Here is a 12,566-nt window from a genome sequence, read left to right on the forward strand (position 1 = left end):
CCTTTTTGAAATGATATTATTCTTCGCTGTGATCGTCCGAAAGATCCTCGATTCTTAAGGTCACACGGGTTCCTGTGCCAAGTTGACTCTGCACATGTAATCCGAAGGAGCTGCCGTAATGCATACGGATGCGCTCATTCACATTTCGCAGACCGATTCCGAACATTTCACCGTCTGCCCCGCCCATCAGACTGTTGTTCAAAGCGCGCAGGGTATCCTCATCCATACCTATTCCGTCATCCTCGATACAAAATACAGTTTTACCGTCCTCCTCCCAAGCCGTAATGTTCAGTGTGCCCGGTCCCTCCTTAGGTTCAAGCCCGTGAAAAACGGCATTCTCGACAATCGGCTGGAAGACCAGCTTGATCACCGGCAGCGGCAGGAATTCCTCCGGCACATGGATATTGAGCCGGAATTTATCCGGAAAGCGGATTTGCAGCAGATGCAAATAATTACGCACATGATCCAGCTCATGCCGGATCGTAACGGTTTCTTCACTGCGGACAATGCCGTAACGCATCTGCAGTCCGAGCAGATAGGTGAGCTTCGCGACGCGGGGGTCATCACTGCTCTCCGCCAGCATGCGGATGGATTCCAGCGTATTATAAATAAAATGCGGGTTAATCTGGTTCTGCAGCGCCCGCATATCTGCCTTTTGTTTGCGTTTCTCCGTAAGGGAGACCTCCTGAGGCAGATCCTTGACCCGGATAATCATCCGGTTGAAGTGGCTGCCGAGCATCCCGATTTCGTCATTATATTTCGGATGCAGCCAGACATCCAGATTGCCGTGCTGCACCTGCTTCATCAGACGGACCATCGATTTCAGCGGTTTGGTCAGTGCATGGGAAATAAAAGTGGCAACGACGAGCGCGAATGCAATAATCGACAGGGTAGTGAAAATCAGCCGGTTGCGGTTCTTCTCCACCGGGGAGAGGATGCGGTCCAGCGGAATGGAGACAATGGTTGTCCAACCGGTCTTCTGGGATACCCTGTACACTGCAAGAACATCAAGGCCATCCAAAGTGATCTGAAAGTGGCCATTTGGAGCGGTGGCCTTCTGCAGCAGCAACTGTGCGTTTTTTTGCTGTTTCTGGGTCTCTTGGCCGTCCACATGCTCACCGTCATACATTAATTCGCCCTTGTCGTCCACGATTAGCGTATTGCCCTGGGTGACGGCGTTTACAGGATCAACGATCCCCTTGAACAGGTTGTTGATGTCAATGTCGAAGACAAGGATTCCGATATTTTTGAGCGTGCTGACCGAAGTAATGGTGCGCAGAACGCTGAACACCTCTTTGTGGCCGCCGGAATTTACACGGATCGTATGCCTGCCTTGGACTACCGGAGCTGCACCGGCCCCCTCAGTGAGGCTCTGCCACTGCGCCAGCCGTTCCGCCGGGAACAATTCATTGATGCCGGGAGCCCTGTCAAAAAAAACGGAACCGTATTTGTCCACTAAGTATACGGCAATAATCTGTTCTTTCGTATGGTTCAAATAGCTCAGGAACATCGACATGCTGGTGTTCTTTTCCCAATCGGTATTACGCTGCTCCAGGTAGAACTGAACATCGGTATTGTACAGCGGCAGCGCCGTGTACCGCTTGAGATCGGCAACATACCGGTCTATGGTATCCGAAGCGCTGTCTGCCATCTGTCCGGCACTCTTTGTGGAGCTAGACAGCACCGAGTTGAAGGTGGAGCGTGAAGAAAGATAGCTGACGTAAGTGATTGGCAGGGAGATCAGAAAAATAAATACGACAATCAGCTTCCGCTCCATCGGCAGGTTGGCCAGGAACAGCCACATGCTGCGAACAATTCTCCGGATGTAAGAGACCACTATGGTTATTCCTTTCCGTACCCCCTATTTGACGGCGCCGCTGGTTACCCCCTCAAAGATATAACGCTGCAGGAAGAAGTAAAGAATGACTGTCGGCAGCAGGATAAGCAGAATGGCTGCACAGATCAAATTCCAATCGGCCGTATTGACCCCCTGAAAACGCATGAGGACGGTGGTAACGACGCCGAGGCTTTGTTTTGGCATATATAGATAGGGGATGTACATGTCATTGTAGATGCTGATCGTCTTCAAAATAATCAATGTTGCCGTCGCCGGTGACAGCAGCGGGAAGATAATCGAACGGTAGATTTTGAACAGGGATGCACCCTCAACCATCGCATTCTCATCGAGATCAACGGGGATGTTGCGGATGAACTGCAAATACAGGATGATCTGAATGACGTCTGCTCCGATATAGAGTACGATCGGAGCACCCAAGGTGTTGTAGAGGCCCATACTTTTGATGATGCCAAAGGTCGCTACCTGAGTAGTGATGCTTGGAATGATGGTCGCCACAAGATAAGCGCCGAAGACAATCGGCTTAAGCTTGAAAGAGAACCGCCCCAGTACATATGCCACCATTGTCCCAAACAGAATGTTCAGGGTCAATGTAATAATGATAATAATCAGTACGTTGCCGAAGCCGCTGAGCAGTCCGCCACGCTGAAACACAGTCACGAAGTTATCGAAGTTGAAGAAACTGCGCGGCAGAGCCATGGAACTGCTGCTGTTGAATTCCTCGGTTGATTTGAAGGCGTTGACCACCACGACATAAGGCGGAAAGAGTACGACGAATACGCCGATAAGCAGCGTGAAGTATTTAAAAATGTCTTTTAGGCTAAGTTTGGAATGTTCCATGGCTACTTATCTCCTCCCCGGTTAAGAACCAATTGCTGCAGCAAGAGCACGACAACGACAATGAAGATCAGGATAACGCTCATCGCTGAGGCCAGGCCGTAGTTATTAAAAGCAAATGCGGTATCTACTACCCGCTGAACATAAGTCTGGCTGGCACCCGCCGGGCCGCCCTTCGTCAGCACAAACGGCAGATCGAATACTTCCAGCGCGCCGGTTACGGTCAGGAATAAATTCAATTGAATGACGGGCTTCATATTTGGCAGTGTAATTCTCCACAGCGTCTGAAACGAGCCTGCACCATCTATTTTGGCTGCTTCATAAATGTCTTTCGGAATCGCCTGCAGGGAGGCAATGTAAATGACCATGTTGTAGCCCATGAACCGCCAAAAACCAGTGGAAGCGAGCGAGTAGTTCACCAATCCTTCAGTACCGAGCCAACTGGTCTGTCCTAGTCCGGTGAGGCCGATGCTGTTCAGGAACATATTGAGTGAACCATTGGTAGTATCAAACACATAGCCGAACATGAAGGCCACGGCTACACCGTTCATGATATAAGGCAGGAAGAGCATAATCCGGAACCCGTTTTTACCCCGCAGCTTGCTGTTCAGCACGACGGCGAAATAAATGGCGACAATATTCTGGACAATCCCCATCGCAAAGTAGGCGAAGTTATGGGTGAACACCTTGAAAATATCAGGATTGCCAAAAACCTCGCGGTAATTGTCCAGACCGACCCAAGGCTTCTCGGGGCTGTACCCGTCCCAGTTGGTAAAGCTGTAATAGACCAGTTTAATGGCTGGATAATAAGTGAATGTCGCCAGCAGGAGCAGGGGAATCAGCAGGAAGGATACAATGATAATGAGCTTTTGTTTGTTATAGGATAATGTTCCGAACATCGCTTAACCTTCTTTCTGAATAGCGCGTTGGTCAATGACGACAAAATGGATTATCCGGAGAAAGCGATAATCCATTTTGCGCCGGTGGATTGCTAGGTTCTAACGTTACTGGTCTTGCTAAAGATCAATAGCCGAGGTCTTTTTTGGCTTTGGCCCAGGCTTTGTTCCATTTGTCGAAGACGGATTGCGGGTCCTTGGCCAGGACGAATTCCTGTACCATAGCCGGCAGGTCGAGTTGTGCCTTGTTAGTAATTTCTGTTACCTTGGCATCATCCACTGTACCCTCTTGCAGGGTTACGCCAGTCGCCTGGAATTCCTTCAGTTGAGTCAGCTTGGATTCTTTGCCCTTCAGCGGGGAGATAAATCCGGCAAAATCCTCATAACCGGAATCCTCGATCATCCATTTCACGAACGCTTTGGCAGCATCCGGATTTTTGCTGTCCTTGGCTACAGCATAGAAGAAGTCAGGGCTGAGCGGTGCAGTAATTTTGCCTGAGTTGTCATAAGGAAGCGGGAAGAAACCTACGTTGTCAGAAGTGGTGCCGGCGCCGATGACTTGATTGATGACCCAATTGCCAAGGAAGTACATGGCGAATTTGCCTGAGGCAATGTCCTTCTTCGATTGTTCCCAGTTGGTAGAGTTGATGTCTTTTTCCAGATAGCCCTTTTCGTTCAGCTCTCTAAGCAGGTTGAGTGATTTTCCGTAGCCGTTGTCCATAGTGAAAGGTGTTTCGGAGGTCAGCTTTTCGTTCGGGAAATCCGGGTTGCCTGCAATCACGCGGGGAACAGAGTACACCCAATCGTTAAGCGGCCATTTGTCCTTAAAGTTGGAAGCGAGCGGAACGACACCTTTGGCTTTAAGCTTTTCGCAGGCAGCTAGGAATTCATCCCAAGTCTTCGGAACCTCGGTGATGCCTGCATCGGCGAAGGCTTTTTTATTGTAGACAATTCCAGTGGTGGAGTTACCTGTGGTAATTCCGTAAAGCTTGCCTTCATAGGATTTGAAATCTTTAAAGGTGATCTGATCATTCAGGCCAAGATCGTCCAGGGAAGCAAAATATTTCGGAAGATCGGAGTTAGGAATGGAAGGAATGAACATCACATCGGGAAGCTCACCACTGGCCATTCTGACCTTGGCTTGCTGGTTGTAGTCCGTTTGAGAAGCTTCGAACTCGACCTTTATGTTCGGATACTTCTCGTTAAAACGTTTAACATATTCGTCATACTCTTTGCCGATCATATCGGTTCTGTTAGTCAGGAAGGTAATCTTTCCGCTAATGTCGGAACCGCTTCCAGCCGCCGGCTCAGTAGTTGCTTCACTGCCGGAATTCTCTGGTGCTTTGGTTGCAGCCGGCTCATCTGTGGCTTTAGCTGCGTTGTTATTATTGTTCGATCCGCAGCCTGTCAGAGATAAAGAGAAAGTCATGGTGATAACAAAAAATAACGAAAATAACTTGTTTCTCATTGCGTTGTCCCCTTTTCGTTTTGATGTTAGCGTTTACATTATCATTATAGCGTCATTGATTCCAGCATTAAATGTATTCAATTATTATTTATTGTCTTTATTTGTTTTCTTTCTGGGTTTATAATTACTTTGTTGCTAACAATAAGATAACAAAATATAATGAAACAAATGAATTTTGCTGAAATAGGGAGGACTTATGAAACCATATCATCTTGAATTGACAAACTGGGAATTTAGAGCCTGCGGTGACGAAACGTGGCTTCCGGCGGTTGTGCCGGGAACGGTGCACACGGATTTGCTCCGCAATGGACTTATTTCGCAGCCCTTCTATGGAAAGAACGAGCATGAGCTGCAATGGATCGACAAGAAGGACTGGGAGTACAGAAGCAAGCTGCGGCTGGAAGAAGAATGGCAGAGCCTGGCCATTACGGAATTGGTCTTTGCGGGCTTGGACACCTATGCCGATGTTTTTGTGAATAATGTGCATGCGCTTTCAGCAGACAATATGTTCCGGGCCTGGACTGTAAATGTCAAAGGGCTGCTGGTGGCCGGTGACAATGAAATTCTCGTGAAATTCCGTTCCGTAGTTAAGAAAGACCTGCCGAAGCTGGCGCAGCTGGGGTATGATCTGCCGGCGCCCAATGATCAATCAGAGCTGGGCGGACTGCAAGAACAGAGAATTAGCGTGTTTGCCCGCAAAGCGCCCTATCATTATGGCTGGGACTGGGGCCCGAGATTTCTTACCAGCGGACTCTGGCGGGAAGCGGTGCTGCAAGGCCGGGATGCGGCAGCCATTACGGATCTCTATATCCGCCAGAATGAAGTTAAGCGGGAAGAGGCGCGGCTTACAGCTGTCGTGGAGATTGAAGCTCCGCAAGCTTGCGAGGGAATGCTGCGGATCACGACTGCTAATGGACAAGAATGGATGCAAGCGGTTTCTGCGCTCTCCGGCAAGCAGACTGTGGAGATGGATATTGTCGTTGATCAGCCGGAGTTATGGTGGTGCAACGGGCTGGGTATGCCTCATTTAACTACCTTCCGGGCAGAGCTGCTGGATAGCGCTACGGTATTGTCCAGTGCAGAAGTAACTACCGGGCTGCGGGAGATCAAGCTGATCCGCAAACCTGATGCAAAGGGCGCTTCGTTTCAGTTTGAGCTTAACGGCGTGCCGTTATTCGTAAAGGGCTCCAACCATATACCGAACGACAGCTTTACCACGGAAATAACGGAGGAACGTTACCGGCACGAGATTGCCACAGCGGTAGAGTCGAACATGAACATGCTGCGGGTGTGGGGCGGCGGGATTTATGAGGAGGAAGTTTTTTATCGGCTGTGTGATGAGTATGGGCTGCTGGTCTGGCAGGATTTCATGTTCGCCTGCAGCATGTACCCCGGAGATGAGCCTTTTCTTGAGAATGTACGGAAGGAAGCAGAATACAACGTACGCAGATTGCGCAATCATCCCTGCATCGCCCTATGGTGCGGCAATAATGAGATTGACTCCGCCTGGTCGCAATATGAGGATAACATGGGCTGGGGCTGGAAAGAAGGCTACAGCGCCGAGATCCGCGAAACGCTCTGGGGTTATTATGAAGAAATCTTCCACCGCATTCTGCCGGAAGCGGTAGCGGCTTATCATCCGGGTGCTGATTACTGGCCGTCCTCTCCGCTTCGTGAACTTACTACTGATCAAGATCAGCATGCGACGCGAATCATGGGTGAGGGCGATATTCATTACTGGGGTGTGTGGCACGGGATTGAGCCTTTTGAGAACTATAACGTCAAGGTTGGCCGCTTCATGAGCGAATACGGCTTCCAGTCCTTTCCTGAGCTGAAATCGGTGCTGAGCTACGCGGAGGAAGAGGATATGGAGCTGGAATCGGAAGTGATGCTGGCTCACCAGAAGAATGGACGGGGCAACCTGATCATTAAAGAGTATATGGACATCTACCTGCCGCAGCCGAAGGACTTCAGGTCATTCCTGTATATGAGTCAGATTCTTCAGGCAGAGGCGATGAGAATTGCTATTGAAAGCCACAGAAGAAACAAGCCGTATTGCATGGGAACACTGTACTGGCAGATGAACGACTGCTGGCCGGTGGCTTCCTGGGCTGGCATGGATTATTACGGCCGCTGGAAGGCGCTGCAATATACGGTGCGCAAAAGCTTCCAGGAGCTTATGCTCTCTATTGAAGAGATGGATGGGGAGAACCTGCAAGTGCATGCCGTTTCAGATCTTCAAAAGGCACTGGCTGGTGAACTGGTACTCCGGCTGTATGATTTCAGCGGCTCGCTATTGCGTGAATGGACGCCGCCGGTTCAGCTGGAGGCCGATTCGGCGGCGGTGGTCTTCGCGGTGCCGACTGCGGAACTGCTGCAGAGTAACGATCCGAAGCAGGTGGTGTTGGTGGCTTCTCTGCTGGCGGACGGCTCCCTACTGGAGCGTAAGGAGCATTACTTTGCTTCGGCCAAGGACAGCAAGCTGAACCGGCCGGTTCTTACGGTGACCGAGATTCCGGGCAGCCTGGACTTTACGGTCAGCAGCGATGTGCTGGCCAGAGGGGTATACCTGACTGCGGAAGAGGAAGGCATCTTCTCGGATAACTTCTTTGATCTGCTTCCGGGTGAGCCGAAGACGGTGCAGTTTATGCTGCGGGGCAATGGAGATCGGGACTTCATTCCGGCAGCGCCAAAGGGGCTTGAGATTCATTCGATGGCTGACTATGTGAAGGAAGATTACCTGGGGTAAAAAACTGCGCCAGGACGGCAACCTGGGTGGTCTGCCGCATCTCGGGGCGGGCACCGGCCTGGACCGGCTTCCACAGGAATATCCCCAGTACGGCACGGGAGATTTCCGTGTGCCGGCTTATCAGGCCAAGCTTGCGGACGGCACGCGGATTACTGAGCTGCAGTACACCGGATACCGTGTACTGCAGGGCAAGCCAACGCTCGCCGGACTTCCTTCCGTGTATGTGGAGTCCCCTGAAGAAGCAGATACGCTGGAAATTACGCTGCGTGATGATTACTCGTCGCTGAACGTCATTTTACGCTATACCGTATATCGTGACACGGATGTGATTGCCCGCTCGGTAGGATTTGTTAATGACGGCCAGGCGCCGCTTGACCTGCTGCGCGCTGAGCGCTTCCGTCGATTTCCCGGAGGACGGCCAATTCGATCTGATCTATCTTTCCGGCGGCTGGTCGCGGGAAGCCAACCTGACCCGCAGACGGCTGGAACAGGGCACTACCGCACTCCAGTCCCGCCGTGGAATGAGCAGCCATCAGCACAATCCGTTTGCCGCGCTGGCCAAGCCGGGTACAGATGAGCACCAGGGCGAGGTATACGGCTTTCCTATTTCAATTTCAATGCCGACAAGCTGGTGGAGATCGCCGCCAAAGGCTCGAAGCTGGGCATCGAGCTGTTTGTGCTCGATGACGGCTGGTTCGGCAAGCCCGCCTCGCCGCAGTCTGCTGCTTAGCGGCCTGAACCCCGACTATGACTACACGCTTACAGACAGCGGTGAAGTCTTCGGCGGTGACCGGCTGATGCAGGCCGGGCTGGCGCTGCCGGACATCCAGCAGGACTATGTGAGCGGATGTTTCCGCTTAAGGGCACAACCGTAATTAGCATTTGGGAGAACAGGAGAAGCCAGGGGGACTTGGCTTCTTTTGTTTTGTTTGGGGGACCATTGAGAGGTAAAAGTGCATCTGAATTTGGCGTAGGCGGGCAATATGGGGAAATGAGAGGTAGAAGTGCATCTGAATTTGGTGTAGGCGGGTTGTATAGCGGAATCAGAGGTGAAAGTGCGTCTGAAATCGGAGCACTTTTCTAAACATTGGCCTGCTGAAAACCCTAATTGTTCGTGTTTAATGTAACTTTCATGTAAGTTATTGCTTTTTTGTTGCTGAAAATGCGATATTTATGTATAATAACAATTGCTATCGAAGGAATTGTACGATATTCTGTTTTCAAAGGTGGTTTCATGGCAGAACTGGAAAACAGCGAGCAGAAGAAGAAAATGTGCCAGATCTACAATGAGATCGCTAAGGATTTGTTTGGTTTCGGGACGACCCTGCTCCGCGTTACTGTCGATCAGCGGGTCATTACCTTTCACGCCAAGCACCGCAGATCTCCCCGGTCGACCGCCCTGGAAGGCGAAGCGCCTGAACTTAAGCAGGAAGTGGATTTTCGGATGTCACTGCTGTTTAAGAAGAGGTTCAAGGAAAGACTTGAAGCAGAGATGGGACTAACGATTGAGGTTCTGCTCAGGGATTATGACGCACCGACGGGGTGGGCCTTTACGAATATGATATTGGCCGGAGAATGACAGATTCAACATGATATCTGCGGATTTTCGTTTTTGATCTATCTTAAGCGAAGACCGTCCTTCTATTACGGGTAGCTCTTTGCTTTGTTTATACAAAGAAAAGTGTTCTTGTTCCTACAAGAATGCTTTTCTTTTTTTTATGAAAAAATAAGGGGAATCAAGCTTTTACTACCAACAGGAGGTGCTGCCAAACCGTTTTCCGCCAGAAGCTCACTGGAATGAAGAGAACTGAAATTGCCGCAACTATAGGATGAAGACTGGATTTGTACAGCATATTACACTTGGGAGGTTATTCTAATGAAAAAAATAATGAATGCGGGCCTTGCCCTTACACTGACTGCTGTGCTTGCTGCTTGCGGCAACAATACCTCGACGAACAACACAGGAACAAATAACGCAGCTGCACCGGAAACGGCACAATCGGGCGAGCCTACGGAACTGGTTGTCTCCACCTGGGGTTTTTCGGAAGATTTCTTCAAGGCATCGGTCTATGCGCCGTTTGAGAAAGAGCACAATGTGAAAATCGTGGTGGAAATCGGCAACAACGCCGAGCGTCTGAACAAAATCCGTCAAGGCAGCTCCGATGTGGATGTCATTTATCTGTCGGACTATTATGCGCAGCAGGCAATTAATGAAGGTTTATTCGAAACGATCGACAGCAGCAAGATTCCGAATCTCCAGAACCTTTATGATATCGCCAAAGCCCCGCTGGGTGCAGAATATGGTCCTGCGTATACGATCGGACGCCTGGGAATTGCCTATAATCCGGCACTGGTTAAAGGTGACGTAACCGGCTGGAGCGATCTGTGGACGAAGTTTGATAAAAACCTGGCGATGCCGGCAATTACAGCTACAGCAGGTCCAATGGTTGTAGATGCGGCATCTCTTGCGGCGGGCAATGCGGACTTCAACGAGGATACAGCATTCACGAAGCTGAAGGAGCTGGACAGTAAGGTTGTTAAATACTATGGCCAGACTTCCGAGTATGTGAACATGTTCGGCCAGGAGGAAATTGCCGGTGGTCCGATTATGGAAATGTACTTCAAGGATCTGCAGGCTGCTGTGCCTGACGCCAAATTTATCGCACCGTCTGAAGGTGCTTATGCCGTAATGAATACAGTCAACGTTGTCAAAGGCAGCAACAATAAAGAGCTTGCCGAAGAGTTCATCAACTGGCAGCTGAGCGATGAAGTGCAGGCGGCATCCGCCAAAGCAAAGGTCGATTCCCCTGTCAATATGAACGTAAAGCTGACACCTGAAGAAGCTGTGGGCGTAACGTACGGTCCGGATGTTATCGGCAAGCTGCGCAAGCTGGATATGTCCTTCGTGAACGAGCACATTACAGAGTGGACGGACCGCTTCAACCGTGAGATTGGCGGCTAAGGATGACGGGGCGTAAAAAAGTCATTCTGGACGTAGATACAGGGGTGGATGACGCGCTGGCGATTATGCTGGCGGTGACGAGCGGACAGCTTGACATTCTCGGCATCACCACAGTCAGCGGCAATGTCTCGCTGGATCAGGCAACCCTGAACACCTGCAAAATTCTCCAGCTGCTCGGCGTGTCCGGGCAGATTCCGGTATACCGCGGAGCGGACAAGCCGCTGGCCCGTGAAGCGATTTTTGAGCACCGTGTGCACGGTGCGGATGGCATCGGCGGTGCATTGGGGGATATGCCGGTAACAAAGCAGGCCGAAGCAGAGCCTGCGGAGGACTTCATCATCCGCCAGGTGCTGGCGCAGCCCGGCGAGGTCACGCTGATCATGACCGCGCCGCTGGCCAATCTGGCGCGCGCACTGCAGAAATGCCCGGAGCTTACCCAGCATGCCGCTGAGGTAATCATCATGGGCGGCGTGGTGCAGGGCTTCGGCAATATCACGCCGACGGCGGAATACAACATGTACGTCGATCCGGAGGCCGCGAAGCAGGTACTGGCTGCCGGATTCCCCCGGCTGACGCTGGTCGGGCTGGATGTGACCCGCCGTGCGCTGCTTAGCGCGGAGGACATTGCGAAGCTGCGCATTCCGGCGATCCGCGATTATGTGGAGCAGAGCACCTCCGGCTACCGGGAGCGTTATTATGAGCGCAACGGTGTGCAGGCCTGTGCCCTGCATGATCCGCTGGCGGTTGGCGTGGCCCTGAACCGCGGGTTCGTCACCGTGCACGATTATTATGTGGATGTGGAGACCCGAAGCGAGCTGTGCGACGGCCAGACCGTCTGCGATTTTCAGAACCGGCTGGGCAAGCCGGTAAATGCCGCTGTCTGCCTGGAGGTGGACGCGGCCGCTTTTCTGGAGTGTTTCATTGATAGCTTGAACCAAGAGCCGAAGAAGGACGGGAGTCATTAGAAAATGAAGAACAAGAACAAAAGAGCAATGTATCTGCTGCTGCCGGGCCTCTTGTTCCTGGCGGCCTTCATGCTGGTCCCGATCACGCTGACCATTGCCTCCACTTTCGTGCAGGATGGGAAGCTGACTCTGGAAGGGTATCTGCATTTTTTCCGCGACGGGTACTTTAACCGCATCCTGCTGACTACGCTCCGGGTAAGTGTCGTGACCACGCTGGTCTGCATGCTGCTCGGGTATCCGGCGGCTTATTATATTTCGCGGGCAAGCGCACGGAAGAAGAGCCTTCTGCTGGCGCTGTCGATCTTCCCGCTGCTGACCAGTCCCGTTGTGCGTTCCTTCAGCTGGATGATTATTCTCGGCAAAAAGGGGCTGATCAACTCCTTCCTGGTCAACACCGGGCTGATCGGGAAACCCCTGGATATTCTCTATACGCCTACGGCAATGATGATCGGGCTGGTGCATTTATTCCTGCCGCTGATCATCATCACACTGCTGGGGGTCATGGAGAATCTGGACCATGAGCTGGTCCGGGCGGCGCGCAGTCTGGGCGCTTCCCCGTTTGCGGCGTTCCGCAAAATCACCTTCCCGCTGACAGTGCCGGGGCTGATCATCGGCGGAATTCTCGTCTTCGTCGGCAGTCTGACGGCCTATACCACGCCGGCGCTGCTCGGCGGTAAGGAACGGGTGGTCTCCACCTTCCTGTACCAGAATGCCATGACGCTGAATGACTGGCAGTCGGCCTCGGTTATTGCCGTAATTATGATCGTCATTACATTTGTGGTCGTGGGGCTGATGAACGTCTGGGCCAACCGATTAAATCCGAAGGGGTGAGAA

Annotated in this window: 10 protein-coding genes and 1 pseudogene; 7 read left to right on the forward strand and 4 right to left on the reverse strand. The window is 51.6% G+C overall.

All coding sequences use genetic code 11. The annotated features are described in order from the left end of the window. Nucleotides 1-16 precede the first annotated feature (16 nt). From NST99_RS04200 to NST99_RS04215, 4 genes are all read right to left on the reverse strand, one after another. Nucleotides 17-1,837, reverse strand: coding sequence for a cache domain-containing sensor histidine kinase (locus NST99_RS04200; RefSeq protein ID WP_341089888.1), 1,821 nt, complete (start codon nt 1,835-1,837; stop codon nt 17-19). 24 nt (nt 1,838-1,861) lie between these two features. Beyond that, the gene (locus NST99_RS04205; protein WP_038586116.1) at nt 1,862-2,695 is read right to left on the reverse strand and encodes a carbohydrate ABC transporter permease; all 834 of its coding nucleotides are present in this window, start codon (nt 2,693-2,695) and stop codon (nt 1,862-1,864) included. Nucleotides 2,696-2,697: 2 nt separating this feature from the next. After that, a complete protein-coding gene (locus NST99_RS04210) occupies nt 2,698-3,591 on the reverse strand; it encodes a carbohydrate ABC transporter permease (RefSeq protein WP_038586119.1) in 894 nt (297 codons plus the stop codon). 124 nt (nt 3,592-3,715) lie between these two features. Beyond that, a complete protein-coding gene (locus tag NST99_RS04215) occupies nt 3,716-5,056 on the reverse strand; it encodes an ABC transporter substrate-binding protein (RefSeq protein WP_341089889.1) in 1,341 nt (446 codons plus the stop codon). A 196-nt stretch (nt 5,057-5,252) separates the two neighbouring features. On the opposite strand from NST99_RS04215, the gene NST99_RS04220 reads away from it, so the two are divergent. The 7 genes and pseudogenes from NST99_RS04220 to NST99_RS04250 all read left to right on the forward strand — a co-directional run bounded on the left by NST99_RS04220 (nt 5,253) and on the right by NST99_RS04250 (nt 12,563). Then, nucleotides 5,253-7,805, forward strand: a complete 2,553-nt coding sequence (locus NST99_RS04220; RefSeq protein WP_341089890.1) for a beta-mannosidase — start codon at nt 5,253-5,255, stop codon at nt 7,803-7,805. Continuing rightward, nucleotides 7,792-8,508: pseudogene (locus tag NST99_RS04225) on the forward strand (glycoside hydrolase family 36 N-terminal domain-containing protein); the annotation flags it as partial. The gene NST99_RS04220 and the pseudogene NST99_RS04225, both read left to right, overlap by 14 nt. Beyond that, nucleotides 8,489-8,680: a GH36 C-terminal domain-containing protein gene (locus tag NST99_RS04230; protein WP_341089891.1), complete on the forward strand. Its 192-nt coding sequence runs from the start codon at nt 8,489-8,491 to the stop codon at nt 8,678-8,680. The pseudogene NST99_RS04225 and the gene NST99_RS04230, both read left to right, overlap by 20 nt. A gap of 359 nt (nt 8,681-9,039) precedes the next feature. Further along, nucleotides 9,040-9,384: a DUF2294 domain-containing protein gene (locus NST99_RS04235; RefSeq protein ID WP_341089893.1), complete on the forward strand. Its 345-nt coding sequence runs from the start codon at nt 9,040-9,042 to the stop codon at nt 9,382-9,384. A gap of 297 nt (nt 9,385-9,681) precedes the next feature. Continuing rightward, entirely contained in the window at nt 9,682-10,767 is a 1,086-nt protein-coding gene (locus tag NST99_RS04240; protein WP_341089894.1) for an ABC transporter substrate-binding protein, read from the forward strand. 2 nt (nt 10,768-10,769) lie between these two features. Further along, a complete protein-coding gene (locus NST99_RS04245) occupies nt 10,770-11,732 on the forward strand; it encodes a nucleoside hydrolase (RefSeq protein ID WP_341089895.1) in 963 nt (320 codons plus the stop codon). 3 nt (nt 11,733-11,735) lie between these two features. Further along, nucleotides 11,736-12,563, forward strand: coding sequence for an ABC transporter permease (locus NST99_RS04250; protein ID WP_341089896.1), 828 nt, complete (start codon nt 11,736-11,738; stop codon nt 12,561-12,563). Nucleotides 12,564-12,566: the final 3 nt, after the last annotated feature.

The sequence above is a fragment of the Paenibacillus sp. FSL L8-0470 genome (assembly GCF_038008625.1).
Lineage (GTDB): Bacteria > Bacillota > Bacilli > Paenibacillales > Paenibacillaceae > Paenibacillus_AQ.

Bases quoted from the DNA above. Each gene is read 5' to 3' on its own strand.
- NST99_RS04205 (WP_038586116.1), bottom strand. From the start codon at position 2,695: ATGGAACATTCCAAACTTAGCCTAAAAGACATTTTTAAATACTTCACG.
- NST99_RS04210 (WP_038586119.1), bottom strand. From the start codon at position 3,591: ATGTTCGGAACATTATCCTATAACAAACAAAAGCTCATTATCATTGTA.
- NST99_RS04215 (WP_341089889.1), bottom strand. From the start codon at position 5,056: ATGAGAAACAAGTTATTTTCGTTATTTTTTGTTATCACCATGACTTTC.
- NST99_RS04220 (WP_341089890.1), top strand. From the start codon at position 5,253: ATGAAACCATATCATCTTGAATTGACAAACTGGGAATTTAGAGCCTGC.
- NST99_RS04230 (WP_341089891.1), top strand. From the start codon at position 8,489: ATGACGGCTGGTTCGGCAAGCCCGCCTCGCCGCAGTCTGCTGCTTAGC.
- NST99_RS04235 (WP_341089893.1), top strand. From the start codon at position 9,040: ATGGCAGAACTGGAAAACAGCGAGCAGAAGAAGAAAATGTGCCAGATC.
- NST99_RS04240 (WP_341089894.1), top strand. From the start codon at position 9,682: ATGAAAAAAATAATGAATGCGGGCCTTGCCCTTACACTGACTGCTGTG.
- NST99_RS04245 (WP_341089895.1), top strand. From the start codon at position 10,770: ATGACGGGGCGTAAAAAAGTCATTCTGGACGTAGATACAGGGGTGGAT.
- NST99_RS04250 (WP_341089896.1), top strand. From the start codon at position 11,736: ATGAAGAACAAGAACAAAAGAGCAATGTATCTGCTGCTGCCGGGCCTC.